24 protein-coding genes, 1 tRNA gene and 1 pseudogene are annotated in these 25,257 nt (G+C 59.8%); 14 read left to right on the top strand and 12 right to left on the bottom strand.

The window, feature by feature from the left end; translation table 11 throughout:
• Positions 1 to 9: 9 nt before the first annotated feature.
• The gene (gene msrB, locus D3Z90_RS07530) at positions 10 to 402 is read right to left on the bottom strand and encodes a peptide-methionine (R)-S-oxide reductase MsrB (RefSeq protein ID WP_136475150.1); all 393 of its coding nucleotides are present in this window, start codon (positions 400 to 402) and stop codon (positions 10 to 12) included.
• A gap of 167 nt (positions 403 to 569) precedes the next feature.
• Here msrB and D3Z90_RS07525 point away from each other — a divergent pair, with 167 nt between their 5' ends.
• Positions 570 to 1,781 carry a pyridoxal phosphate-dependent aminotransferase gene (locus tag D3Z90_RS07525; protein WP_136475149.1) on the top strand — a complete coding sequence of 404 codons (1,212 nt, stop codon included), beginning with the start codon at positions 570 to 572 and terminating at the stop codon, positions 1,779 to 1,781.
• 224 nt (positions 1,782 to 2,005) lie between these two features.
• The gene (gene htpX, locus D3Z90_RS07520) at positions 2,006 to 2,893 is read left to right on the top strand and encodes a protease HtpX (protein ID WP_045187091.1); all 888 of its coding nucleotides are present in this window, start codon (positions 2,006 to 2,008) and stop codon (positions 2,891 to 2,893) included.
• 800 nt (positions 2,894 to 3,693) lie between these two features.
• Here htpX and D3Z90_RS07515 read toward each other — a convergent pair.
• Entirely contained in the window at positions 3,694 to 4,344 is a 651-nt protein-coding gene (locus tag D3Z90_RS07515; RefSeq protein WP_136475148.1) for a thiopurine S-methyltransferase, read from the bottom strand.
• 103 nt (positions 4,345 to 4,447) lie between these two features.
• Between D3Z90_RS07515 and D3Z90_RS07510 the strand changes: the two genes are divergently transcribed.
• Positions 4,448 to 5,215 (top strand): class III extradiol ring-cleavage dioxygenase, encoded by a 768-nt coding sequence (locus tag D3Z90_RS07510; protein WP_136475147.1) that lies wholly within the window; start codon positions 4,448 to 4,450, stop codon positions 5,213 to 5,215.
• A gap of 57 nt (positions 5,216 to 5,272) precedes the next feature.
• Here D3Z90_RS07510 and D3Z90_RS07505 read toward each other — a convergent pair.
• Both D3Z90_RS07505 and D3Z90_RS07500 read right to left on the bottom strand, forming a co-directional pair.
• Positions 5,273 to 6,968, bottom strand: a pseudogene (locus D3Z90_RS07505) (DEAD/DEAH box helicase).
• A 320-nt stretch (positions 6,969 to 7,288) separates the two neighbouring features.
• A complete protein-coding gene (locus D3Z90_RS07500) occupies positions 7,289 to 8,044 on the bottom strand; it encodes a spermidine synthase (RefSeq protein ID WP_136475145.1) in 756 nt (251 codons plus the stop codon).
• A gap of 128 nt (positions 8,045 to 8,172) precedes the next feature.
• Here D3Z90_RS07500 and D3Z90_RS07495 point away from each other — a divergent pair, with 128 nt between their 5' ends.
• Entirely contained in the window at positions 8,173 to 9,519 is a 1,347-nt protein-coding gene (locus D3Z90_RS07495; protein WP_136475144.1) for a class II 3-deoxy-7-phosphoheptulonate synthase, read from the top strand.
• Here D3Z90_RS07495 and D3Z90_RS07490 read toward each other — a convergent pair.
• Entirely contained in the window at positions 9,500 to 10,741 is a 1,242-nt protein-coding gene (locus tag D3Z90_RS07490) for a winged helix-turn-helix domain-containing protein (protein ID WP_136475143.1), read from the bottom strand. The two genes, D3Z90_RS07495 and D3Z90_RS07490, sit on opposite strands and share 20 nt — an antisense overlap.
• Positions 10,742 to 10,799: 58 nt before the next feature.
• Positions 10,800 to 11,030: a DUF1127 domain-containing protein gene (locus D3Z90_RS07485; protein ID WP_256658333.1), complete on the bottom strand. Its 231-nt coding sequence runs from the start codon at positions 11,028 to 11,030 to the stop codon at positions 10,800 to 10,802.
• A gap of 97 nt (positions 11,031 to 11,127) precedes the next feature.
• On the opposite strand from D3Z90_RS07485, the gene D3Z90_RS07480 reads away from it, so the two are divergent.
• Positions 11,128 to 11,982: a LysR family transcriptional regulator gene (locus tag D3Z90_RS07480; RefSeq protein WP_136475141.1), complete on the top strand. Its 855-nt coding sequence runs from the start codon at positions 11,128 to 11,130 to the stop codon at positions 11,980 to 11,982.
• Here D3Z90_RS07480 and D3Z90_RS07475 read toward each other — a convergent pair.
• Positions 11,972 to 12,721, bottom strand: coding sequence for a sulfite exporter TauE/SafE family protein (locus D3Z90_RS07475; RefSeq protein ID WP_136475140.1), 750 nt, complete (start codon positions 12,719 to 12,721; stop codon positions 11,972 to 11,974). The two genes, D3Z90_RS07480 and D3Z90_RS07475, sit on opposite strands and share 11 nt — an antisense overlap.
• A gap of 125 nt (positions 12,722 to 12,846) precedes the next feature.
• On the opposite strand from D3Z90_RS07475, the gene D3Z90_RS07470 reads away from it, so the two are divergent.
• The 3 genes from D3Z90_RS07470 (at position 12,847) to D3Z90_RS07460 (ending at position 14,877) form a co-directional block, all read left to right on the top strand.
• Positions 12,847 to 13,800, top strand: coding sequence for a LysR family transcriptional regulator (locus D3Z90_RS07470; protein WP_136475139.1), 954 nt, complete (start codon positions 12,847 to 12,849; stop codon positions 13,798 to 13,800).
• Positions 13,801 to 13,859: 59 nt separating this feature from the next.
• Positions 13,860 to 14,321 (top strand): MarR family winged helix-turn-helix transcriptional regulator, encoded by a 462-nt coding sequence (locus D3Z90_RS07465; RefSeq protein WP_136475138.1) that lies wholly within the window; start codon positions 13,860 to 13,862, stop codon positions 14,319 to 14,321.
• Between the two features lie 127 nt (positions 14,322 to 14,448).
• A complete protein-coding gene (locus D3Z90_RS07460) occupies positions 14,449 to 14,877 on the top strand; it encodes an organic hydroperoxide resistance protein (protein WP_136475137.1) in 429 nt (142 codons plus the stop codon).
• A gap of 65 nt (positions 14,878 to 14,942) precedes the next feature.
• Here D3Z90_RS07460 and D3Z90_RS07455 read toward each other — a convergent pair whose 3' ends face one another.
• Together D3Z90_RS07455 and earP are read right to left on the bottom strand one after the other, a co-directional pair.
• On the bottom strand, positions 14,943 to 15,515 hold the full coding sequence (locus D3Z90_RS07455) for an elongation factor P (RefSeq protein WP_136475136.1): 573 nt from the start codon (positions 15,513 to 15,515) through the stop codon (positions 14,943 to 14,945).
• Positions 15,516 to 15,564: 49 nt separating this feature from the next.
• Positions 15,565 to 16,698 (bottom strand): elongation factor P maturation arginine rhamnosyltransferase EarP, encoded by a 1,134-nt coding sequence (gene earP / locus D3Z90_RS07450; RefSeq protein ID WP_136475135.1) that lies wholly within the window; start codon positions 16,696 to 16,698, stop codon positions 15,565 to 15,567.
• A 122-nt stretch (positions 16,699 to 16,820) separates the two neighbouring features.
• Between earP and D3Z90_RS07445 the strand changes: the two genes are divergently transcribed.
• Together D3Z90_RS07445 and D3Z90_RS07440 are read left to right on the top strand one after the other, a co-directional pair.
• Positions 16,821 to 17,207, top strand: a complete 387-nt coding sequence (locus D3Z90_RS07445) for a hypothetical protein (protein ID WP_136475134.1) — start codon at positions 16,821 to 16,823, stop codon at positions 17,205 to 17,207.
• Between the two features lie 4 nt (positions 17,208 to 17,211).
• The gene (locus D3Z90_RS07440) at positions 17,212 to 17,694 is read left to right on the top strand and encodes a GreA/GreB family elongation factor (RefSeq protein WP_136475133.1); all 483 of its coding nucleotides are present in this window, start codon (positions 17,212 to 17,214) and stop codon (positions 17,692 to 17,694) included.
• 23 nt (positions 17,695 to 17,717) lie between these two features.
• Here D3Z90_RS07440 and D3Z90_RS07435 read toward each other — a convergent pair whose 3' ends face one another.
• Positions 17,718 to 18,644, bottom strand: coding sequence for a LysR family transcriptional regulator (locus D3Z90_RS07435; RefSeq protein WP_136475132.1), 927 nt, complete (start codon positions 18,642 to 18,644; stop codon positions 17,718 to 17,720).
• A 123-nt stretch (positions 18,645 to 18,767) separates the two neighbouring features.
• Here D3Z90_RS07435 and D3Z90_RS07430 point away from each other — a divergent pair, with 123 nt between their 5' ends.
• Positions 18,768 to 19,517 (top strand): 3-oxoacyl-ACP reductase family protein, encoded by a 750-nt coding sequence (locus D3Z90_RS07430; protein ID WP_136475131.1) that lies wholly within the window; start codon positions 18,768 to 18,770, stop codon positions 19,515 to 19,517.
• A gap of 5 nt (positions 19,518 to 19,522) precedes the next feature.
• Here the strand turns inward: D3Z90_RS07430 and D3Z90_RS07425 are convergent, their stop codons facing one another.
• Entirely contained in the window at positions 19,523 to 20,410 is an 888-nt protein-coding gene (locus D3Z90_RS07425) for a LysR family transcriptional regulator (RefSeq protein ID WP_136475130.1), read from the bottom strand.
• Positions 20,411 to 20,516: 106 nt separating this feature from the next.
• Here D3Z90_RS07425 and D3Z90_RS07420 point away from each other — a divergent pair, with 106 nt between their 5' ends.
• Positions 20,517 to 21,710: an MFS transporter gene (locus tag D3Z90_RS07420; protein WP_136475129.1), complete on the top strand. Its 1,194-nt coding sequence runs from the start codon at positions 20,517 to 20,519 to the stop codon at positions 21,708 to 21,710.
• Between the two features lie 156 nt (positions 21,711 to 21,866).
• Positions 21,867 to 23,996, top strand: a complete 2,130-nt coding sequence (locus D3Z90_RS07415; protein ID WP_136475128.1) for a TonB-dependent siderophore receptor — start codon at positions 21,867 to 21,869, stop codon at positions 23,994 to 23,996.
• Between the two features lie 138 nt (positions 23,997 to 24,134).
• On the opposite strand, the gene D3Z90_RS07410 is transcribed toward D3Z90_RS07415, so the two are convergent.
• Positions 24,135 to 24,224: transfer RNA gene (locus D3Z90_RS07410), tRNA-Ser, on the bottom strand.
• A 301-nt stretch (positions 24,225 to 24,525) separates the two neighbouring features.
• Here D3Z90_RS07410 and D3Z90_RS07405 point away from each other — a divergent pair.
• A complete protein-coding gene (locus tag D3Z90_RS07405; RefSeq protein ID WP_136475127.1) occupies positions 24,526 to 25,215 on the top strand; it encodes a crotonase/enoyl-CoA hydratase family protein in 690 nt (229 codons plus the stop codon).
• Positions 25,216 to 25,257: the final 42 nt, after the last annotated feature.

The following is a 25,257-nucleotide window of genomic DNA, read 5'->3' as shown; positions in this document are numbered from 1 at the left end:
ACTCCTTTGTTAGCGTGGAACCAGGTCCAGGCAGACCGAGTTGATGCAGTAGCGCAGACCGGTTGGCGGTGGCCCATCGGGAAACACATGCCCCAAATGGGCATCGCACTGTGCACAGGTGACTTCGGTGCGGATCATCCCATGGGAGATGTCACGAATCTCGATCATCGCACTGTCCTCGATCGGCTCGTAGAAGCTTGGCCAGCCACAACCGGAGTCGAACTTGGCCTTGGAATCGAACAAGGGCGCATTGCAGCAAATGCAGTGGTAGACACCCTCGGTCTTGGTGCCGTTGTATTTACCGCTGAACGGCCGTTCGGTGCCTTTCAAGCGGCAGACGTTGTACTGCTCGGGATCGAGCATGGCACGCCATTGCTCCGCAGTTTTCTCTATCTTTTCCATATGCAGGCCTCGGCAGACTAAAAACCCCGCGTTGCGTCTTTTCCCCAACGCGGTCGGCACGTATATTATTGCGCCTCATCAGACATCAGTCTGGCACCCGCGTTACACGCTTTTCAAACGATTTCACAGCGCAGTGCGCGGCGATCTTTTCTAATCGGGATCACATCATGCAGGTCAGCAAATCGAACAAGCTCGCCAATGTCTGCTATGACATTCGCGGCCCGGTGCTCAAGCACGCCAAACGCCTGGAAGAGGAAGGTCATCGCATCCTCAAGCTGAACATCGGCAACCCTGCGCCGTTTGGATTCGAAGCGCCGGACGAAATCCTCCAGGATGTCATCCGCAACCTGCCGACTGCCCAGGGCTACAGCGACTCCAAGGGCCTGTTCAGCGCGCGCAAGGCGGTGATGCAGTACTACCAGCAAAAGCAGGTCGAAGGTGTCGGCATCGAAGACATCTACCTGGGCAACGGCGTATCCGAATTGATCGTGATGTCGATGCAAGCGCTGCTCAACAACGGCGACGAAGTGCTGATTCCGGCACCTGACTACCCGCTGTGGACTGCTGCAGTCAGCCTGGCGGGCGGCAATCCAGTGCACTACCTGTGCGACGAGCAAGCCGACTGGTTCCCGGACCTTGACGACATCAAGGCCAAGATCACCTCCAACACCAAAGCCCTGGTGATCATCAACCCGAACAACCCAACGGGCGCGGTGTACTCGCGCGAGTTACTGCTGGGCATGCTGGAACTGGCCCGCCAGCACAACCTGGTGGTGTTCTCCGACGAGATCTACGACAAGATCCTCTACGACGAAGCCGTGCATATCTGTACCGCCTCGCTAGCACCAGACCTGCTTTGCCTGACCTTCAACGGTTTGTCCAAGTCCTACCGCGTTGCGGGCTTCCGTTCCGGCTGGGTGGCCATTTCCGGCCCCAAGCAGCACGCTCAGAGCTACATCGAAGGCATCGACATGCTGGCCAACATGCGCCTGTGTGCCAACGTGCCGAGCCAGCACGCCATTCAGACCGCCCTGGGCGGCTACCAGAGCATCAATGATCTGGTCCTGCCGCCGGGTCGTCTGCTTGAGCAACGCAACCGCACCTGGGAGTTGCTCAATGACATCCCCGGCGTCAGTTGCGTCAAACCAATGGGCGCGCTCTATGCGTTCCCGCGCATCGACCCGAAAGTCTGCCCGATTCACAACGACGAAAAATTCGTCCTAGACCTGCTGCTCTCGGAAAAACTGTTGATTGTCCAGGGCACCGCTTTCAACTGGCCATGGCCCGATCACTTCCGAGTGGTCACCCTGCCGCGCGTCGATGACCTGGAACAGGCCATTGGCCGTATCGGAAACTTCTTGAAGACATATCAGCAATAACCGATAAAGCTTTGCAAAAGGCCTGCATCCTTGTTGATGCAGGCCTTACAGGCTGATTCTCCCTTCTGTAAGACCTGATGATCTCGCGTGCGGAATGATGGAATTCGACTGTAATACAAAGAAGTACACAGTTTGAAATAGTCGCCCGGTTGAATCACTCGAGCCCGCACCTTATATACCCCCGCATACGTGACACTTTTATCCGTCAGGAGAACGTAACAACCATGATGCGCATCTTACTGTTTGTAGCCACCAACCTTGCGGTTGTGCTGATTGCCAGCATCACCTTGAGCCTGTTTGGCTTCAATGGGTTCATGGCGGCAAACGGGGTTGACCTCAAGCTCGATCAGCTGCTGATTTTCTGCGCCGTGTTCGGTTTTGCCGGCTCGCTGATTTCGCTGTTCATCTCCAAGTGGATGGCGAAGATGAGCACGGGCACCCAGATCATCAGTCAGCCGCGCACCCGCCATGAACAATGGCTGCTGCAGACCGTCGAAGAACTGTCCCGCGAAGCCGGCATCAAAATGCCTGAAGTAGGTATCTTCCCGGCCTATGAGGCCAATGCCTTTGCCACTGGCTGGAACCGCAACGACGCACTGGTTGCTGTCAGCCAGGGCCTGCTCGAGCGCTTCTCGCCTGACGAAGTACGTGCAGTCCTGGCTCACGAAATCGGCCACGTGGCCAATGGCGACATGGTCACCCTCGCGCTGATACAAGGTGTGGTCAACACCTTCGTGATGTTCTTCGCCCGCATCATCGGCAACTTTGTCGACAAGGTGATTTTCAAGAACGAAGAAGGCCAAGGCATCGCCTACTACATCGCGACCATCGTTGCCGAGCTGATTCTGGGCATCCTCGCCAGCATGATCGTCATGTGGTTCTCGCGTAAACGCGAATACCGTGCTGACGAAGCTGGTGCACGCTTGGCCGGTACCGGCGCGATGATTGGCGCTCTGCAGCGCCTGCGTTCGGAACAAGGGGTACCGGTGCATATGCCCGACACCTTGAACGCCTTCGGCATCAACGGCGGCCTCAAGCAGGGCCTGGCTGGCTTGCTGATGAGCCACCCACCGCTGGAAGATCGCATCGAAGCTCTGCGCCGTCGCGGTTAAGGGACAGCGCAAGAAACAAGGGCGGCCTCAGGGCCGCCCTTTTTTATGGTTGTTCACGGAATTCCGGGAACTACGCACCGGGCCTGCTAGCGGGCGAGCACCGGAATGTGGCTCGAGTGGCGATGGGCATATCCGTTTGATGTGGTGGCACCACTGGCTGGTTTCGCCTTTACGGCGACCCACTTTTGTCGGGGCAAAAGTGGGCAAAACCCGTTGTCCCTGCATCCGGCCCTACGCTGCGCTCCGGGTCCCCTCATTCCACCCTTGCTCCCGCGGGGACCGCGCCGAAGGGCCGTCCTGGCCCTGCGGCGCTCGCCGGCCATCCATGGCCGTCGCCCCACTACGCAAGGGTTCCATTCGGCCTACTGAAGGGACGATTTGTGGCGTCTGCACGATTTGTGTAGGGAGAAGCAAAGCAACGGCACCGGCAACAGCGAGGCGCTGGATCGTCCCTTCAGTAGGCTGAGTGTAGGTATTGCGTAGTCGGGTGCAGGCCATGGATGGCCTGCGAGCACCGTAGGGCCAGGACGGCCCTTCGGTGCGGTCCCGACGGGAGCGATGCCGGAGCGAGGGGACCCGGAGCGCAGCGTAGGGCCGAATGCAGGGACACACGGTTTTGGTTCCTTTTGCCAAGACAAAAGGGACCCGCCGTAAGGGCGGAAGGGGCCAACAGCGGCGCCGCATTGAATGGATAAGCTCACAGACTCAAATCCCAGCCCAGCCCAGCCCAGCCCAGCCCAGCCCAGCCCAGCCCAGCCCCGAGATCATGCCCTGGGATTTCGTGAAGGACCTTTTTTATATCAGCGTTGCAACTGATAGACCCGCTCCAACAAGCGCGTGGCGCCAGCCTGTTGGAATTTCGGACTCTCGGCCAGCACATCATGCGATACCCGCTCACGCGGCTGCCAGGCGGCGAACAGCGCCTGCACTTCGTCATCGACGACAGCAAACGGCGGCCCGTCGATCTGCGACTGGTCGTAGTCCAGGGTGATCAACAAGCCCTTCACCGGTGGCGCAAGCAGGGTCTGCAAATGCTCGACATAAAGCACGCGCATAGGCGCGGGCAACGCGATCAGTGCAGCTCGATCGTACAAAGCAGCACACGCGCCGACGTCTTCAGCGCGTAAGGCGAAGAAATCACCGCAGCGAATTTCAATGGCGTCGCAGCGAAAAACCTTGAACGGACCTTGCTGAGTGATCTGGGGCTGCAACTGATGCTCAGCGAAAAAATCCTCCACCGCACGCTCCGACAGCTCCACCCCAAGCACCTGCAGGCCCTGCCCTGCCAACCAGAGCATGTCCAGGCTCTTGCCACACAGCGGCACCAGCACGCGCGCTCCAGGCGCCACCGCCAATGTCGGCCAGTACTGTTGCAGGTGACCGTTGACCTGAGACTGGTGAAAGCCAATCTGATTATTGTTCCAACGTGAAAGCCAAAACGCTGCCTGCATGCCTCACCTCGATAAATTCGATCAAATACTGCGAAAACTTATATTAGATTTAGATCAATGCTTTGCCCGAAGATGAGCACATCTTAACGTCCGGAGCACCCTGATGCTGCCCAGCCTGTTCATTTCCCATGGCTCGCCCATGCTCGCCCTGGAGCCAGGTGCCAGTGGCCCTGCCTTGAAACGCCTGGCTGCTGCATTAAAACGACCCAAAGCAATCGTGGTGGTCTCAGCACATTGGGAAAGCCGGGAGTTGCTGGTATCCAGCAGCCCCACCCCGCAAACCTGGCACGACTTCGGCGGCTTCCCCGCCGCACTGTATGCCGTGCAGTACCCTGCCCCCGGCGACCCGGCCCTGGCTCAACGGGTAACAGAACTGCTCTGCGCGGCCGGCATGCCAACGCGCCTCGACCCCCAACGCCCCTTCGACCATGGCACCTGGGTTCCTCTGTCGCTGATGTATCCCCACGCAGATATTCCGGTGGTACAGGTTTCCCTTCCCACCCAGCTTGGGCCGAAGTTTCAGGAACTGGTGGGCAGCGCGCTGGCGAGCTTGCGTGATGACGACGTTCTGCTGATCGGCTCCGGAAGCATCACCCACAACCTGGGCGAACTGGACTGGCGCGCAGGTCCGCAAAGCATTGAACCCTGGGCGCTGGCGTTTCGGGACTGGATGATTGAAAAACTGCAGGCAGATGACACCCAGGCCTTGCATGATTACCGGCACCTGGCGCCCTTTGCCATGCGCAATCACCCTAGCGATGAGCATTTATTGCCCCTGTACTTCGCTCGAGGTGCAGGCACGGAATTCGCCATCGTCCACCAGGGCTTCACCCTCGGGGCGCTGGGCATGGACATCTATCGCTTCGATTGAAATAGCCTGGGCAAAAAAAATCCCCAACTCAGTCGGGGATTTTTTTGTGCTCGCGGATCAGTCTTCGCGATAACGGCGCAGCTTCAGCTGCTTACCGGCAACGCGAGTGTCCTTGAGCTTGGCCAGCAGACGCTCCAGACCCTCTTCCGGCAGTTCAACCAGGCTGAAGCTATCACGCACCTGAATGCGGCCGATTGCTTCGCGGGCCAGGCCGCCTTCGTTGAGGATGGCGCCGAGCAGGTTCTTGGCAGCGATGCCATCACGCGCACCCAGCGCGGTACGGCAGCGTGCACGGCCTTCGCCCAGCGGCATTGGCGCACGACGCTCACGCTCGCCACGGTCTGGACGATCGCCAGAGCGCTCACGCGGAGCGGAGGTCGGAACCAGCGGTTGCTCCTTCTCGACAGCTTCCAGGGTCAGGGCCTGACCGTTGGTAGCCTTGCGCAGCAGCGCTGCGGCCAGGGCACGCGGGCTGCAACCGATGTCGGCAGTCAGGCGATCGAGCAGATCACCATGGGTCGACTCGGCGTCGGCAACCAGTGGCGCCAGGCTGTTGGTCAGCTTCTTGATGCGAGCATCGAGAACGGCCTGGGCATTTGGCAGACGAACTTCTGCAACCTTCTGACCAGTGACACGCTCGATCACCTGCAGCATACGACGCTCACGCGGCGTTACCAGCAACAGTGCACGACCTTCGCGACCGGCACGACCGGTACGGCCGATACGGTGAACGTAGGACTCTGGATCGTACGGCATGTCAACGTTGAACACGTGAGTGATGCGCGGCACGTCCAGACCACGAGCGGCAACGTCGGTAGCAACGACGATGTCCAGGCGACCATCCTTGAGCGAGTCGATAACGCGCTCACGCTGGTTCTGGGCAATGTCACCATTCAACGCAGCAGCCTTGTAGCCTTTGGCTTCCAGGGCGCTAGCCAGGTCCAGGGTGGCTTGCTTGGTACGCACGAAGGCGATCAGTGCGTCGAACTCTTCCACTTCCAGCAGACGCAGGACAGCGGAGACCTTCTGGTCAGCGTGGACCATCAGGTGAGCCTGCTCGATGGCAGTCACGGTCTGGGTTTTGGTCTGGATCTTGACGTGCTTCGGATCACGCAGGTGACGTTCGGCAATTGCACGGATGGAGGCCGGCAGGGTTGCGGAGAACAGTACGGTCTGGCGGGTTTCCGGCATGGCCTTGAAGATGACTTCGAGGTCATCCATGAAGCCCAGCTTGAGCATTTCGTCAGCTTCGTCGAGCACCAGGTGATTGACGGTTGCCAGGACTTTCTCGTCGCGACGCAGGTGGTCGCACAGACGGCCAGGGGTGGCAACGACGATTTGCGCGCCATTGCGAATTGCTTTCAGCTGTGGGCCCATTGGGGCACCACCGTATACGGCCACCACGGTAACGCCAGGCATCTGCTTGGAGTAGGTTTCAAAAGCGGTGGCTACTTGCAGCGCCAACTCACGGGTTGGCGCCAGGATCAGGGCTTGCGGCTCGCGCTTGCTCGGGTCGATGCGGTGCAGGATTGGCAGAGCGAAAGCGGCAGTTTTGCCGGTACCTGTCTGCGCCTGACCGATCATGTCATGACCGGCAAGAATAATCGGGATCGATTGCTGCTGAATGGCCGATGGCTCTTCGTAGCCAGTAGCCACAACGGCGGCAACAATACTTGGATGAAGATCGAGAGCGGCGAAGCCGCCGGTTTCCTGGGTCATGGGTCTGCCTCTAAGTGCATCCGCAAAGACCCATGCTCCAAAGCTGCGCATGCCTTGTAAGACCCGAAAGTCACCCTGGCAGCTTTGTCGGCGGGGATTTGCGAAAACGATTGAAGAAAAAAAAGGAACGTCAGGGAGCGTCCGCAGGGCGGACGCGCAGCCGAAGCTGGCTTCGGAAATGCACTACCTAAACGAGGTCTGGTAAAAGACCGGCGCGTACTATACCTGAATTCCAAAATCGCGGGAGATTTTTTTATTCCAACGCGCCTGTCCCAAGCCACGCTACGGCGGGCCTGGGGCGATAGGCTTGCAAATGGCTGAAACGTTTTTCCTGCGCCCGCTGCACCAGGCGTCTCACGTAGCCGGGCGGATCGCTGCGATCAAGGCATCCAGCGAGTAGCCAAGACGCGGGGCCAGGGCTGCGGCGCGAGCCTGGAGCCCGGCCATGTCCAGTTCCTGGTCGAGGTCGGCTGGAACGATGATAATCACATTGCCCTCCTTGACCGGCAGCTCCCAATAGTGACGATGATAAAGCCCACGCAGCAATGCGGCGCCCAGTGGCTTGCCATCATCGCCAGCCCACTGGTTGATCACCAGCCAACCATCAGGATTCAAGCGCTTCTGGCAGTCTTCGAGGAAACGCCACGCCAGATGGGCCACACCCGGCCCATGATCGGTATACAAGTCGACGAAAATCAAGTCGGCAGACTCGGCAGAACCCAGCAACTCCATGGCATCGCCAATACGGATATACAGGCGCGGATCATCATCCAGGCCCAGATACTCGATGGCCAGGCGCGGCACATCGGGACGCAGCTCAATGGCCTCGACGTCTTCCAGCGGCAGGAACTTGAGGCAGGCCTGGGTCAAGGTTCCGGCGCCCAAACCAAGAAACAGCGCGCTTTCGGGCTCGGCGTGACACAGCGCGGCGATGAACATGGCGCGGGTGTAGTCGTATTCCAGCCAGCTCGGATCGGCGGTAAACACGCAGCTCTGCTCGATGGCTTCACCGAATTCGAGAAACCGATAGTCCTCGACCTCCAGGACGCTGATGGTGCCGTATTGGTCCTGCACCTGGGCCAGCACCCGCTCCACCCGTTCCACTGTCATGCTGTCTCCCGGCTTACGCCGCTGCTTCGAGCAAAACGGCCATTGTCCGTCAATGGCGCCAGTGCAACAAGGCGTGCCGCAACTGTTAACATGGCAGGCAGCCCCTTTCCGACCTGACCGAGCCCGTGATGAATCAACCCTGGAGCCCTGACAGCTGGCGCGCCCTGCCGATCCAGCAGCAACCTTCCTACCCTGATGCCGAGCACCTGCTCAAGGTCGAACAGACCCTGGCAAGTTACCCGCCGCTGGTATTCGCCGGTGAAGCCAGGGAACTGCGCCGACAGTTTGCCGAAGTCACCCAGGGCCGCGCGTTTCTTCTGCAGGGCGGCGATTGTGCAGAAAGCTTCGCCGAGTTCTCGGCGGCCAAAATCCGCGACACCTTCAAGGTGCTGCTGCAAATGGCGATCGTCATGACGTTTGCCGCCGGCTGCCCGGTGGTCAAGGTCGGGCGCATGGCCGGGCAGTTTGCCAAACCGCGCTCGGCAAATGATGAGACCGTTGCCGGGGTGACTCTGCCGGCCTACCGTGGCGATATCATCAATGGTATCGGCTTCGACGAAAAAAGCCGGGTACCCGACCCGGAACGCCTGCTCCAGGCCTATCACCAGTCCACCGCCAGCCTGAACCTGTTGCGCGCCTTTGCCCAAGGTGGTTTTGCCGATCTGCACCAGGTGCACAAGTGGAACCTGGACTTCATTGCCAACTCGGCACTGGCAGAAAAGTACAGTCAATTGGCTGACCGTATCGACGAAACCCTGGCCTTCATGCGTGCCTGTGGCATGGACAGTTCACCGCAATTGCGTGAAACCAGCTTTTTTACCGCCCATGAAGCGTTGCTGTTGAATTACGAGGAAGCCTTCGTACGTCGTGACAGCCTGACCAACGACTACTACGACTGCTCGGCGCATATGCTTTGGATCGGCGACCGCACGCGCCAACTCGACGGTGCACATGTGGAGTTTTTGCGCGGGGTGAACAACCCTATCGGGGTCAAGGTCGGCCCGAGCATGAATACCGAGGAGTTGATCCGCCTGATTGATGTGCTCAACCCGGACAATGACCCCGGCCGCCTCAATCTGATCGTACGCATGGGTGCCAGCAAGGTCGGTGAGCACTTGCCGGCACTGATTCGCAGCGTCGAGCGCGAAGGACGCAAAGTGCTGTGGAGCTCCGACCCGATGCACGGCAATACCATCAAGGCCAGCAGCGGCTACAAAACCCGCGATTTCGCGCAGATCCTCAGCGAGGTCAAGCAGTTCTTCCAGGTGCACCAGGCCGAGGGTAGCCATGCCGGTGGCATTCACATTGAAATGACCGGACAGAACGTCACCGAGTGCATCGGTGGCGCCCGCCCCATTACCGAAGACGCCCTGTCAGATCGCTACCATACCCATTGCGATCCGCGCATGAACGCCGACCAGTCCCTGGAACTGGCCTTCCTGATCGCCGAGACTCTCAAACAAGTCCGACGCTGAAGGTGCTGTGGGCCAGTGCCGGGCGCAACCGCCCGGCACTGGCTCGAGGACAATTCAGCTGCAAGCGGCTCAAGCCCAGCCACCTCGCCATGTTCCACAGGCTGTCAGCCAGCGCTTGCACCCCAGCATCGTCCAGGCCCTGGACTTCCTCGTGCACCGCATGGATCGCCAGGCAGTCGCCAGCCCGATCTGCGCGCAAATCCACACGCGCGGCGATCCGTTCATGATGTAGAAACGGCAGAACGTAGTAGCCGTAGACACGCTTGTGCGCCGGGGTGTAAATCTCCAGCCGATAACGAAAATCGAACAGGCGCTCGGTACGCCCCCGCTCCCAGACCAACGAATCGAAGGGTGACAGCAATGCGCTGCAGGCAACTTTACCCGGCAGCCGCACAGCGCCAAGGCAATAGGCTGCCTGGTTCCAACCTTGCACGGCACAGACTTGCAACTGCCCCTGCTCCACCAATTCGGCAATGCGATCACGGCTATCTGCCGGGCTGAGTCGATAGTAGTCGCGCAGGTCTTTTTCGGTCGCCACGCCCAAGGCAGTGGCCGCTTGCAGGAGCAGCCCGCGCTGTGCCTGCGCTTCGTCGAGCAATGGTTGCTGCAGCAATGCCGCTGGCAGCACCCGCTCAGGCAGATCGTACAAACGCTCAAAACCCCGTCGCCCGGCAACGGTCACCAGGCCTGCAGCAAACAACCATTCCAGCGCATGCTTTTCTGCGCTCCAGTCCCACCAGGGTCCGGCACGCACCTCACGGGTGGACAGGCTACCGGCAGCCAAAGCGCCCTGAGCGGTGACTGCAGCCAGAACACGGGCAATGGTTGGCTGCTGCTCACGACCGAAACGTGCCAACTGCTGGTAGATACCCTGTCCTTGACGCGCACGGTCCATGCGCCAACGGAGCATGGGATACAACGCCAGCGGCAGCAACGAAGCTTCGTGGCCCCAGTATTCAAACAGTTTGCGCTGGCGCCGCTGGCCCCAGGCAATCTGGTCAAGCAGCGCCTGTGGATAACTGCCCAGTCGCGAAAATATCGGTAGGTAATGCGAACGCACCAAGGCGTTCACCGAGTCGATCTGCACCACACCCAGGCGCTCCATCAGCCGTTGCAGATGCGCGGCACTCACCTGTGAGCGCGGGGTGCGCCCAGCAAAGCCCTGGGCCGCCAAGGCCAGGCGGCGCGCCTGCGCCAGCGAAAAGGATTGTGTGGTGGGCATGCCCGACTCCTTCTGAACAAGCCCACTTAAGGTAGTAGTGACGCCTGCCGGACGCGACTCATTTTTTTAACGGGTCGTCCCAGAATGGCCGCTCCACCTCTTGCAGCACATCAACCCGGCTCATGCCGATATCGTGCAGTGCGGCATCACTCAGGCGCGCCAGTTCCATCCGTTGCCGGTGCAACTGCCGCCAGCGCGCCAACTGTTGAATGACAGCCTCAATGGCATGGCTGAAGCCGCCATGAGCAAAGCGCGGATGCATCAGGACATGTGCTTTCTGACCTTTCATCGTCTTACCCTCCGTGTGGGATGACGACAGTGTCAGCGCAGGCCTAAGATCAATCCAACGAATGTTTCTTATGCAATACATCTAGGAGATTGATGCCTTGTCCCAGTATCAGAGTATCGACTCCGACGTCCTGCGCACCTTCGTCGCCATCGCTGAACACGGTGGTTTCACTCGCGCTGGCGAAGTGGTGAACCGCACTCAGTCGGCCGTCAGCATGCAGATGAAACGCCTGGAAGAAGACATCATCCAGCGCCAGCTGTTCGAACGTGACGGCCGCCAGGTACGCCTGACCGCCGAAGGCCAGGTACTGCTTGGCTACGCCCGGCGCATCCTCAAACTCCATGGTGAAGTGTTCAACACCCTGCGCATGCCACACATGGTCGGCATGGTGCGCATTGGCACGCCGGATGACTATGCCATGCGTTTTCTGCCCGGCATTCTTTCCAGCTTTGCCCAGGCCTATCCACTGATCCAGGTCGAGGTTCATTGCGAAAGCTCGCGCCAGCTGATGCAGCGCCAGGACCTGGACATGACCATCATCACCTGCGAGCCCGGCCATGAAGTCGGTCAATTACTGCGCCGCGAGCCTGCGGTGTGGGTTCAGGCCCAGGGCTTCTGCCCGCACGAACACAATCCGCTGCCGCTGGCCGTTTTCAATACTGACTGCTGCTGCCGAACTTGGGCCTGCAACGCGCTGGATACGATCGAAAAGGAATACCGGATCGCCTACACCAGCGCCAGCACCCCGGCAATCATGGCGGTGGTCAGCGCTGGCCTTGCGGTCACGGCACAATTGCAGAGCCTGATTACCAGCGATTTGCGCGTGATAGGCGAAGCGCAGGGCCTGCCGGTCTTGCCGACTGCCAGTATCATGCTGCTGCGCAACAACAGCAGCCAGTCACAGATGACCGACTGCATGGCCGACTACATCGTTGAAGGCTTCAGATCTTGAACGCCAGCATCACCGCGCAGACCACCAGGAAGCCACAGAACAGTGAGCGCAGGACTTTTTCGGGCAGCGCGTGAGCCAGCTTTACCCCCCAACTGATGCTCAACAGCCCACCCACTGCCAGCGGGATCCCCATGCTCCACTGCACATGCTGGTGAATACCGTAGGTCAGCAGGGTTACGGCAGTACTGGGCGCCGCCAGCGCCAGTGAGAGCCCTTGGGCAACCACCTGTGTGGTACCGAACACACTGGTCAACACAGGGGTGGCAACTACCGCCCCACCGACACCAAACAAACCGCCAAGCACTCCAGCGCCTGCGCCCAGCACACCGAGCCAGGGCCATGGATAGCGCAGTTCAGTGGAAGGCTGTGTCTGGCGCATGAACATGCGCGCCAGGTTCCAGGCAGCCAAGGCAACCAGGAACATGACAAAGGCAAAACGCATGGACTGTGCGTCGACGTCCACAGCCCAGATCGAACCTAGCCAGGCAAAAACAAAGCTGGCAACTGCCAATGGCAACGCGTGGCGCATCTCGATCCGGTTGCGCTGGTGATAGCGCCACAGCGCCAGCAGCACGTTCGGCACCACCATCACCAAGGCCGTACCTTGCGCCAGTTGCTGGTCGAGCCCGAACAACACTCCCAGCGCCGGAATTGCGATAAGCCCGCCACCAATGCCAAACAGTCCTCCGACCGTGCCCAGTGCAGCGCCCAGCGCTATATACATCACCCACTCAATCATTACGCCTCACCACAATTGCAGTTTCATTAACCCAGTGGCGGCATGCTACCGACCTGATGCTAGCGGGGAAACGCATAGCAACGCACAATGGCTATGCACATTACGCAAAAGCAGATCCACACGATATGAACCCCGATGCACTCACCGAGCAACTCGGCCTGTTTCTCGATGTACTGGAGAGCGGGAGCTTTTCAGCGACTGCCCGTCGCCATCCGCTGACCCCTTCGGCCGTGGCAAGACGCATCGACTCTCTGGAAAACGCCCTCGGCAGCCGCCTGTTCATACGCAGCACCCACGCTGTACGCCCTACTCCAGCAGGTAATGCGTTTGCCGAGCGAGCCCGACGCATCGTCGAAGAGCTGCGCCTGGCGCGTGCCGAAGCGGTGTCGCTGAGCAACGCCCCGGAAGGCTTGATTCGGGTCGATGCCCCCGCGGCATTCGGGCGCCGCCATTTGGCGCCCGCTATCGCTGATTTTCTCGTGGCCTACCCAGGCCTCGATGTTCAACTGCGCCTGATCGACAGTTTTGTAGACCTGCATGGCTCGCATCTGGGTGAGGTCGACTTGGTGTTGCGTGCCGGTCCCTTGGCAGATACCCGCCTGGTTGCGACACCGCTGGCGTACATGGTGCGCATCGCCTGCGCGAGCCCGGCCTATCTGGCTGCCCGCGGGGTTCCTGCCAGCCCCGCAGAACTGCCCGGGCACGACGGCCTGGACTGGGACGGCCTGGCCCCGCCCTTCGCCTGGCGTTTTGCCGTCGATGGACAACTGCGCCTGTCCCGACCTACACGCATGCGCATGAGCGCCAACAACGCCGAGACCCTGCTATTCGGGGCATTGGCAGGCCTTGGCATTGCCCATTTACCCACGTGGCTGATCAGCGAATACCTGCTGCGTGGTGAATTGCTGCCGCTGTTTTGTGAAAGCGGCCTGCCTGCCGCCGAGTCCAGCGGCATTTATGCCCTGCGCCTGGAACACGAAACGAACTCTCGTAGCCGTTTGTTGCTCGAATTTCTCAAGAGCCGCTTCAGCCCCGTCCCGCCCTGGGACCTGGCGCTGCAAAGTGAGCTGCGCGGGTAGTCAGCGCGCTAATTACCCGCGTGATAAATTCCAAGGATCTAACGAGTTAAAGGATGCGCATGAACGCCGACCCTAAAGCACCTGAACCCTGCCAAGAACTGTTGCTCGATAACCAGGTGTGCTTTGCCTTGCATTCGACTTCGCTGCTTATGACCAAGGTCTACAAGCCACTGTTACAGAAGCTTGGGCTGACTTATCCACAGTACCTGGTGATGCTGGTGCTTTGGGAAGAAGAGGGTCTGACCGTCGGTGAAATCAGCCAGCGCTTGCTCACCGATCCTGGTTCGCTCACACCGCTGCTCAAACGCCTGGAAGCTGAGGGCCTGCTCAAGCGTACGCGCAGCCGCGAAGATGAACGCGTGGTGCTGGTGCACTTGCTCGACCCCGGACGTGCCCTGCAAGCACAGGCAAAGGCGGTTCCCCAGTGCATCCTGGCCGCCAGTGGTGAGAGCATCGAGCGCTTGCAACAATTGCAGGCCGACTTGCTGGAATTGCGTGCCAACCTGCAAAAAAGCCTCTGAACGCTAAGCTGTGAGTGACCACTTGTAAGCTGGTCCAAAAATTATCTTGCGCACTAAATAATCGTGCGCTAATTTAATTTCCGTCCCCACTCAGCGCCACGGCGCACCTTTGAAAACGAGGCTCAAGATGCAAAAGGTCACTCCGCTTTACATTGCCGAAGCCAAGTCCACCGGCGGTCGCGACGGCAGCTCGCGCTCCAGCGACGGCAAACTCGAAGTCAAGCTGAGCACTCCCAAGGAGTTGGGCGGTGCGGGTGGTGAAGGCACCAATCCAGAGCAACTGTTCGCCGCCGGCTACTCGGCCTGCTTTATCGGTGCCCTGAAGTTCGTCGCCAGCCAGCAAAAAAAGGCGCTGCCAAACGATAGCTCGATTACCGCCAAGGTCGGCATCGGCCAGATCCCAGGTGGTTTTGGCCTGGACATCGACCTGCATATCGCGTTGCCAGGCTTGCAACAAGCAGATGCGCAAGCGCTGGTAGATGCCGCCCACCAGGTGTGCCCCTACTCGAACGCCACTCGCGGCAACGTTGATGTACGCCTGCACGTCACGGTCTGAAGATAAAACCCAGGCGTAAAAAAACCCGGCCGAGGCCGGGTTCTTTATTCGCGCAGACGCCAGGTTTAAACCTTGGCGCGGCCCTTGTAGGAGCCACCTTCGCGGGTATCGATCTCGATCATGTCGCCGATTTCGATGAAGTCGGCAACGCTCAGTTCGGTACCGTTCTTCAGTTTGGCAGGCTTCATGACCTTGCCCGAAGTGTCGCCGCGAGCGGAACCTTCGGTGTAGTCAACCTGACGGACGATGGTGGTCGGCAGGTCAACCGAAACCAGACGCTCTTCGAAGAACACCGCTTCGCAGACGTCGGTCATGCCTTCTTCGATGAACGGCAGAACACCTTCGATGTCTTCGGCGTTCAGCTCGTACATGGTGTAGTCGGTGGTGTCCATGAACGTGTAGGTGTCGCCGTTGATGAAGGACAGGGTCGCTTCTTTACGGTCGAGGATCACGTCGTCCAGCTTGTCGTCGGCACTGTAGACAGTTTCAGTCTTGTAGCCGGTCAGCAGGTTCTTCAGCTTGGTTTTCATGATCGCGCTGTTACGGCCCGATTTGGTGAATTCAGCTTTCTGAACCAGCCAAGGGTCGTTGTCGATACGGATCACGGTACCGGGTTTCAGCTCTTTACCAGTTTTCATTTGCTAGTTATCCGAATTTGGATGGATTTACAAAAATCGAGGCCGCATATCATAGCGAATTTCGGTAAAACTGTACCAGCGTCGTAGCGAGGTCCGGCTGAGCGGCCTGATTGACGCTCCAGCGCCGGGCATGCTGGTCGAGCTCATCCCAGTGTTCAAGCACCTGTTTCCACGGCTGCGCCATATCGCTGTCCATGTTCCAGGCTCGCCATACATCCACAATCGCGGTTTTCGCTGGCGAGGAAAGCCCCTCGACGTAGTGATCCAGAAACGCCTCGAGCTTTTCCCAGTGGGCGTATTCTTCTTGAACGTAGATGTGCCATAGCAGAGGACGCCCCGCCCATTGCGCGCGTACAAACGAGTCTTCACCGCGCACGGCATTGAAGTCGCAGCACCACAGCAATTGATCGTATTCGTCCTGGCTGACAAACGGCAGGATCTGCACGGTCAAGGCACCCCGGGTTGCCACGCTACCCACCGCCAGCTCATCCACCCCCAGCCAGGCCTTCACGTCGCCCAGCACCCGCCCTTCAGGTACCAGCAGATGGTTGGCACGGCTATCGGCAGCCAATGCGTCAAGCCAACTGGCCAGGCTCGAATTTTCGTAGGCAAATAGTGAAATCAGGCGGGCGCCGTCGACTGCAGTTACATTCAGATGCTGGAGAAACGCCTGGCGCGCGGAGGGATCCTGCTCGAATGCCTGGCGCCGCGCCAACAAAGTGGCCTCACGCAACAAACCGCCGGTTTTTGCGCTAAAGCCCGGAAAGAAAAACACCTTGCGCAAGCCATTGGGCTGAGGGGAAGGCAAACCATGACACCCTTCTACCCAGCTTTCGGCACTCAGGTATTCCAGGTTCAGCCACAACGGTGGACGAGGACAGGCGGCCATGGCCTGCACATAGGCAGCCGGCAACTGACAAGCAAAGGCGCCAATGACGACATCGGCTACTGCCGTGTCCTGCCATTCTGGCAGCCAATGACAAACCTCGACACCGCTATGCCATTGACGGGAGGCCTGGGCATCCGCCTCGGGACAGATTCGCGCGAAGGCATTCAAGTCGTCGACCCACAAGCGCACCGACAGCCCCTGCTCGGCCACCAATTGCCGGGCCAGACGCCAGGTCACGCCGATGTCGCCGAAGTTATCGACAACACAACAGAATATGTCCCAGTCAGCTTTCATCGCTGGCCCCTTTGAAAAAGCGCCGATTGTCCGGGTAAATCATCGCAGACAAAAGCGCACCACGGAAAAAACCCGTCGCGGCATGCCACAATGAGCACTTGAGCCATGGCCAGGAGGCCACCATGCCCCGCCCGCGCGAACTTAAGATCACCCTGAAACCTGTGCAACTGATCGTGTGTATTGCCTTGGGCCTATGGCTCGCAGCGGTCGCCATCACGTTGAGCTTTTACCTGGCTTCGCGCTTGATACCGGACACCGTCCAACCGTTGAGCCAGCTTGTAGTTCCTCCCGCAAGTACGCTCGCCCCTGGTACGGCGCCGCAACAGCAGAACCAGATGTTCGAACAGTACAAGCAGATCCTGCGCAACCAAGAGGTGCAACAGGCCGAAGACCGGGCTGAAGGCAGCCTGCGTAACCTGTCCAATCCCAAGTGTCAGTTCTGGCTCCAACAAAACCGCACCGCACCGACCGAAAAGAGCCGCGCGCTCGTCCTGGAATTTTGCAACTGAGACCATGAACAAAGCCGAACTATTGCAGCGCATCATCGACACTTTGACCTTCGACCTGGACGTCGCCCAGCGCGCGGCTCAGACCGCCTATGAAACGGCCACAGCCGAAGAGAACATTGCCGAGAACAAGTACGACACCCTCGGCTTGGAAGCCTCCTACCTGGCAACCGGACAGGCCCGGCGCATGGAAGAGATTCGCCAGGCGCGAGCGGCGTACCAGCAATTGATGTTGCGTGATTACGACCCGGCACGTGGTATTCAAATCAGCAATCTGGTGAGCCTTGAGGCCGAAAACGGCAGTTGCCAGCACTTGTTCATAGGGCCCGAAGGCGCCGGATTGAAAATTGGCCAGGGCGAGCAGTTGGTGACCGTGATAACGCCCCGCTCGCCCTTGGGACAAAACCTGATGGGTAAGCATGAAGACGACGAAGTCAGCCTCACTCTGGCGGGTAAACAGCAGTGTTTTGTGGTGGTGAATGTCAGCTGATTACGGCCAGCAGGCTGGAAGCATCAAAGCAGTGCGCTAAACCGCTGGGCCAACCCTTGTGCAGCAAATTGCTCGATAATGAAATCGACAAACGCCCGCGTCTTGCCCGGCAGCAATTTGTGCTCGGCGTAATACAAACAAATGCTGCCGTCGTCCACATACCATTGCGGCAACACCCGAACCAAGCTGCCTGCCTGCAGGTACGGCAGCGCAAACGGCATGCTCACCAGAGCCACCCCCAAGCCCTGCTGCGCCACCGCACAGGCTGCTTCTGAATCGCTCATGGTCATGCGCTGGCGAATGCCCAGTGGCACCTGTTCCTGCTGGCGATTGGTCAACGGCCAGGAACGCACCCGCCCGGTTTGCGGCGAGCGTATGAGGATACCGTCCAGAGCTTGCAGATCGGCCGGCTGGCGTATCGTCGGGTGTTGCGCAAGGAAAGCCGGGGCCGCGACCAGAATCCGGTGAGCGGGTGTCAGTTTGCGCGCTACAACCCCCTGCGGCAGATCAAAACCGCCGCCAATTGCAGCATCGAAGCCCTGGCCGATAAGGTCAATCTGGCGGTTGTCAAAATGCCAGTCGGGACTGATTGCCGGATAACGCTGAATAAACTCGGCCAGCAACGGCACGATATACAAGCGCCCAAACACAGTGCCCATGCTGACTTTCAAGGTGCCGGCCGGTTGACCTTCAGCACTGGCAAGGTTGGCCACGGCATACTGGATTGTCTGGAAACTGCTGGCCACCTCCCGTAAAAAGCGCTGCCCGGCCTCGGTAAGAGTCAAGCGCCGGGTACTGCGCTGGAACAGCCTCACGCCCAGGCGCGCCTCCAGCCGGGCAACGTTCTTGCCCACCGCAGCGGGCGTCAGGCTCAGCCGCCGGGCCGCCTCGGCAAAGCTGCCAACCTCAGCGCTACGCACAAAGCACTCGATACTGCTGAAAGACTCCACGGCTTCTATTCCATACTTTTGGTTTACATAGACTATAGCGATTACCGGCTACTCAGAGGGTAATCTGCCGCCGATACTGAGCCCCATCCAAGGCATCCCGCCTTGTTCTTTCGGGAGCAGCTCATGTCGACTCAAACTCGCCTCAACGGCAAAGTAGCCCTTATCCAGGGTGGCTCACGGGGTATCGGCGCGGCGATTGTCAAACGCCTGGCCGCCGAAGGTGCCAGTGTCGCCTTCACCTACGCCAATGCCACGGCACAGGCGCAAGCGCTGCAACACAGCATCATTGCCGATGGTGGCAAGGCCTTGGCGATTCAAGCCGACAGCGCCGATGCCAAAGCAGTGCAACTGGCGGTGGCGCAAACCGTCGAGACGTTCGGTCGGTTGGACATTCTGGTCAACAACGCCGGCGTGCTGGCAGTCGCACCTTTGCTTGAGTTCGACCTGGAAGATTTCGACCGCACGTTGGCAGTCAATGTGCGCAGTGTTTTTGTCGCCAGTCAGGCGGCTGCCCGGCACATGGGCCAGGGCGGGCGCATCATCAATATCGGCAGCACCAATGCCGAGCGCATGCCATTTGCCGGCGGCGGTCCCTACGCCATGAGCAAGTCTGCCCTGGTAGGCCTGACCCGCGGCCTGGCTCGAGACCTTGGCCCGCTGGGAATCACCATCAACAACGTGCAGCCCGGGCCCGTCGATACCGAAATGAATCCGGCCACTGGCGAGTTCGCCGAGAGCCTGATGGGCTACATGGCCGTGGGTCGGTACGGCACAGTCGAAGAAATCGCCAGCTTCGTTGCCTATCTGGCCAGCCCTGAAGCGGCCTACATCACCGGTGCCAGCCTGACTGTCGATGGCGGCTTCGCGGCCTGAGCCCTTCAGACGCCCTCGCGGCTCGCCAGGCTTTGCTCGATCATATCGACGAACGCCCGGGCAGCCGGCGTGGGGTTGGACGACCAGATTGCATAAAGATGGCGCTTTGGCGCATCACGTACCGCTACCGTCGCTACATCGCTGAAGCCACTGGCGATGCGCTCCGGCACCAAACCAATGGCCAATTCGCGCTGAACGAACTTTTCCACCAGGCGAATGTTGGTCACTTCAAACTGCACGCGGTGGGTCAGGCGCGCCGCGGCGAAGGCTTCATCGGTTTGTCTGCGAGCGCTGCTGCCGGCGGGAAAATCCACCAGCGGCACGTCTTGCAGATCAGACAGCGACAACCGTTCAAGCGCGGCCAATGGATGGGCAAGCGGCAGCACTGCCACCAGTTCCTCTTCAGCGAGCAAGCGGTACTCGACACCTTGCGGAGGCTCCCCCGGCCATATGCCGATAAACCCCACATCCAATCGCCGCTCGCGGACATCGGCAAGCAGTTGCTCGCTCTTGGCCATCAGCCAACGGATATCCACTTGCGGGTATTGCCGATGAAAGCCTGCGAGCAAATCAACCAGGTCCAGTTCTGTCAGCGAAGTGATCTCGCCGATCGACAATTGTCCGCGTACCTCGCCGCAGGCAGCCGCCACATCCTCGGCAATTCGCCGGGTCGCTTCCAGTGCAGGGCGGGCGCTGCGCACAAAGGCTTCACCGGCAGGCGTCAGGCGCACCCGTCGCGAGCTACGCTCAAACAGGCTGACACCGAGGCTTTCCTCAAGCCGGGCAATCTGATGACTCAAGGCCGACTGCACCACATGGCACTGCTGCGCGGCGCGGGTGAAACTGCCGGTATCGACCACCGCCAGCGCATACTCGATCTGCTTCAAGTTCATAGAACGATCTATTTTCAAGATGGATAGAATGAAAACGATACATTGGCGTCATGCTAGCGTATTTCCGATAATCTCATTTCCTAACTGCCACTGATCGAGACGGTCCATGACCACCTCCACGACCCCTTTGAGCCGCGGCCTCATCCTACTGATGGCAACCGCCACCGGTCTGGCCGTAGCCAGCAACTACTATGCACAGCCGCTGCTGCACAGTATCGCCGAGCATTTCGGCCTGACCACCGCCAGCGCCGGCGCCATCGTTATCGCTGCGCAGCTGAGCTATGGCGCAGGACTTCTGCTTCTCGCCCCTCTGGGCGACCTGTTCGAGCAGCGGCGGTTGATCGTCAGCATGATCGCCATCAGCACCCTGGGCCTGTTGATAAGTGCCTTTTCACCGAATCTGATCTGGCTATTGCTGGGCACGACATTGACCGGTCTGTTTTCAGTGGTGGCCCAGATCCTGGTACCCATGGCCGCCGGCTTGAGCGAACCGAACCAACGCGGCCGGGCGGTTGGGACGCTGATGAGCGGCTTGCTGCTCGGTATTTTGCTCGCCCGCACAGCGGCCGGATTCATGGCTGAATTAGGCGGCTGGCGCAGCATTTACCTGCTGGCGGCCGCCTTGATGGCTGTCTGTGCCATTGCCTTGGCGCGCGCCCTGCCTGAACGCCACCAACATGCCGGGTTGAGTTATCCAGCGCTGATCGGTTCGGTGTTTCGCCTGTTCGTCGATGAACCGGTTTTACGCCTGCGCTCGTTGCTCGGGCTGCTCAGCTTCAGCCTGTTTGCCTTGTTCTGGACACCACTGGCATTCCTGCTGTCAGCCGAACCCTACCAGTACACCGACGCCGTCATAGGATTGTTCGGCCTGGCCGGTGCAGCCGGTGCGCTGGCGGCCAACTGGGCCGGGCGTCTGGCTGACCGTGGAAAAGGCGCGCTGGGCACCACGGTCGGATTACTCGCCCTGCTGCTTTCATGGATACCCCTTGGGTTTGCCCAATCGTCTCTGCTGGCGCTGCTGATCGGCGTCCTTTTGCTGGATCTGGCGGTGCAACTGGTACACGTCAGCAATCAAAATGCTGTGATTGCCCTGCGCCCAGAAGCACGTAATCGCCTGAATGCCGGCTACATCACCTGCTATTTCATCGGTGGTGCGCTGGGCTCGTTGCTCGGCACCCAGTTGTTCCAGAGCTATGGCTGGAACGGCATCGTCCTTTGCGGGCTGGCGATCGGCAGCCTGGCCTTGCTGGTCTGGGCCCTGGCAGAACGCCAACGTAGCCTGCGGGCACGGACGGCTTGAGCCGCTACCCAGCGCATCAAGCCTGCTAAGATGCGCCCCCGCCTGCCGGCGCAATGCCGGCAGGCCTGACACCCAGCAGTCAACCGAAGTTACGCCGCGCAACAGCGAACAAAAGCTGGCGGCGCGTTTGCTGCCTGCTTTCAAGGAGCTTCTTGCATGACCCTGCTGCGCCCTCGCCTACCCCTGAGCCTGCTCGGTTTGAGTTTGGCCCTGCCCGCGTGTCCAAGCCTGGCCCAGGAGAGCATCACCCTGGCACCGCTGCAGGTGTCTGAGGCCTACAGCGAGGGCTATCAGGTACAGGAGGCCTCGGTTAGCGGTTTTGCCCCGGCGTCCCTGCTCGACACCCCAGCGTCAGTGGCGGTATTCAGCGAGCAATTGTTGGCGGACCGGCAGGTACGAAAGCTCAGCGAAGTGCTGCAGAGCGATGCATCGGTGGGCGAAAGCTACGCACCGATCGGCTACTACGAAAACTTCAACGTGCGCGGCTTCGAGCTCAATGCTGCCAGCAGCTACAAGATCAATGGCCAGACCATTGCCGGTGAGCAGAATGTAGCCCTGGAGAACAAACAGCAGGTTGAGTTACTCAAGGGGCTGTCCGGCCTGCAAAGCGGCGTTGCCGAGCCCGGCGGGCTGATCAACTACGTGACCAAGCGCCCCGAAAACGTCCGTTCGCTAACCGTATCGAGCAACGATGATGGCGAGCGCTATATCGCCACCGACCTGGGCGGCTGGTTCGGCAGTGAGCGTCAATTCGGCCTGCGCGCCAACCTGGCACACGAAGACATCCGCTCCTATGTCGACCATGCCGACGGCAAACGCGACTTTGCCGCGCTGGCCTTCGACTGGCAGATCAACCCCGACGCCGTGCTGCAACTCGATGCTGAATACCAGCAGCGCGAACAACGCTCGGTGCCGGGCTATCAACTGCTGGGCGGCACCAGCCTGCCGCACGATATTGACCCTCACGACCGCCTGGCCTACCAGCGCTGGGCCAAGCCGGTGACCATTGACTCCCTGAACCTGGGTGGGCGTTTCGAGTATCGCTTTAACGATACCTGGAGTGGCACGCTCAGCGCCTCACGCAGCAAAGTGGTGATCGATGATTACAGCGCCTTCGCCTGGGGATCGAGCGAGGGCGCCTACTTCAGCGGCGCCGGCGACTACGACATTTATGACTATCGCAGCCCCGACGACACCCGCCGTACCGACGAAGCGCAGGCAGCGCTCAATGGTCGTTTCGACTCCATGGGGTTAGCCCACGAGTTGACTGTCGGCGCCAGTGCGCAACGCCGCACCCTCGACCAACGCCCCTACTTCAACGAATGGCTCGGCAGCGGCAATATTTATCAGCCAACACCCGTGCTGCCACCGTCCAACAAAACCGTTGGCTCCAGCACGCGCCGCCTGGACAGTCGCCAATACGGCCTGTTTGCCAGCGACCGAATCAGCTTCAACGAACACTGGCAGACCGTGCTCGGCGCGCGCCTGGTGCGGCTGGACGAGAAAACCTTCGATGAAGACGGCACCCCTGGTCGCCATACCCGCGACTACCAACTCCTGCCCAATGCTGCCGTGATCTACAAGCCGCGCCCGGATATCAGCCTGTATAGCAGCTACAGCAAAGGCATCTCATCCGGAGGCACAGCGCCTTGGTTCGCCACCAACATCGCCGAAATTCTCGCTCCCACCCTTTCGCACCAACTGGAAGTCGGCATCAAGCGTGACTGGCAGCGCTTGAGCTTGAGTGCGGCCTTGTTCCAACTGCGCCAGGCCTATCAGTATTCCCGCCCGGACGGCGCAGGCCACTTCACCTACGTGCAACAAGGCCAGCAAAAGAACATCGGCCTGGAACTGGGCGCCAGCGGCTGGGTCACCGAGCGCCTGCAGATCAATGCCAGCGCTGCCGCCATCCGCGCCCGGGTGAAGAACAGTGGCACCGCTGACTATGAAGATCACCAGGTGATCAACGTACCCAACTTCCGCGCCGCATTGCAGGCCGACTACAGCCTGCCGATTTCCGGCCTGGCCTTGTTGGGCGGGGCGCGCTACAGCGCCAGCAAGTACGCCAATCAGGCGGGATCAGTGCAAGTGGGCAGCTATGCCGTGTTCGACCTCGGCAGCCGCTATACGACAAAGATAGGTGGCTACGACACAACGCTGCGGCTGATGGTCGATAACGTTTTCGACAAGCGCTACTGGCGTGACGCCGGTGAATACCTGGGCGATGCCTACCTGTTTCAAGGCGCACCGAGAACTGCGCGCCTCTCGGCGTCGGTGAACTTCTAACCATCCACTGCCGCTGGGGGCAAACTGTCGGTAGACGCGGGCTTTCCACGCGACCGGCAGCGCCGCGGCTGCGGCCTCATGGCGGCGTGCAAATGCAAAAAGCCCCCGACCTTTGCAGATCGGGGGCTCTTTTAAATGTGGCGGTGAAGAAGGGATTCGAACCCTTGATACAGTTTCCTGTATACACACTTTCCAGGCGTGCTCCTTCAGCCACTCGGACACTTCACCGTTTCTCTTCAAGCTGTTCAGCCTGTCGAGGCGCGCTAATGTAGTCGAAAGAGGGTTTGATGGCAAAGCTTTTTTTCAGAATTTTCATATATTTAAGCTGATCCAGCGAAATAGCGCGGCGCGCAGGGCAAAGTCGCCAATCTCTGGAGTGCTTCGGCAGCCCTCAGGCACCTGCACAGCGAATTATCCCCAGCCTGCACGGCAAAGCAGCCAAACGCTGACCGGTCAGTCAGTCACAGCGCTTTACCTCGCCGTCCAGCCTGAGTAACGTCTGCCCCACTCTCCCTTTAGGAACTGTGTCATGAGTGAGCTGATTACCTACCACCTCGAAGACGGCAATGCGACCCTGACCCTGAACAACGGCAAGGTCAATGCCATTTCTCCAGCCGTGATTGCCGCCTTCAACGCGGCGCTGGACCAAGCGGTGCAGGATCGTGCAGTGGTAATCATCACTGGCCAGCCGGGCATTCTTTCCGGTGGCTATGACCTCAAGGTCATGACCAGCGGCCCGAAAGAAGCCGTCAGCCTGGTCACCGCAGGTTCGACCCTGGCGCGTCGCATGCTCGCGCATCCGTTTCCGATCATTGTTGCCTGCCCAGGCCATGCCGTGGCGAAGGGTGCATTCCTGCTGCTTTCGGCCGATTACCGGATTGGCGTCGAAGGTCCGTTCAGCATTGGCCTCAACGAAGTACAGATCGGCATGACCATGCACCACGCCGGTATCGAACTGGCCCGTGATCGCCTGCGCCGCTCGGCCTTCCATCGCTCGGTGATCAACGCCGAAATGTTCGACCCGGCAAGCGCCGTGGATGCCGGCTTCCTCGACAAAGTGGTGGCGGCCGAGCAACTGCAGGACGCCGCACTGGCTGCTGCGCGGCAGTTGAAGAAGATCAACATGAACGCGCACAAACACACCAAGCTCAAAGTGCGTAAAGCGCTGCTCGAGGCGCTGGATGACGCGATCATCCGTGACCAGGAACATTTGGCCTGACCCCTACCAAGGCCTGATTGCTTTTGTTTACAAATCAGGCCC

It is taken from the genome of Pseudomonas sp. DG56-2 (assembly GCF_004803755.1).
Taxonomy (GTDB): Bacteria; Pseudomonadota; Gammaproteobacteria; order Pseudomonadales; family Pseudomonadaceae; genus Aquipseudomonas; species Aquipseudomonas auratipiscis.
The sequence above is the reverse complement of the archived record's forward strand: the minus strand, read 5'-3'. Positions and strand labels throughout refer to the sequence as shown.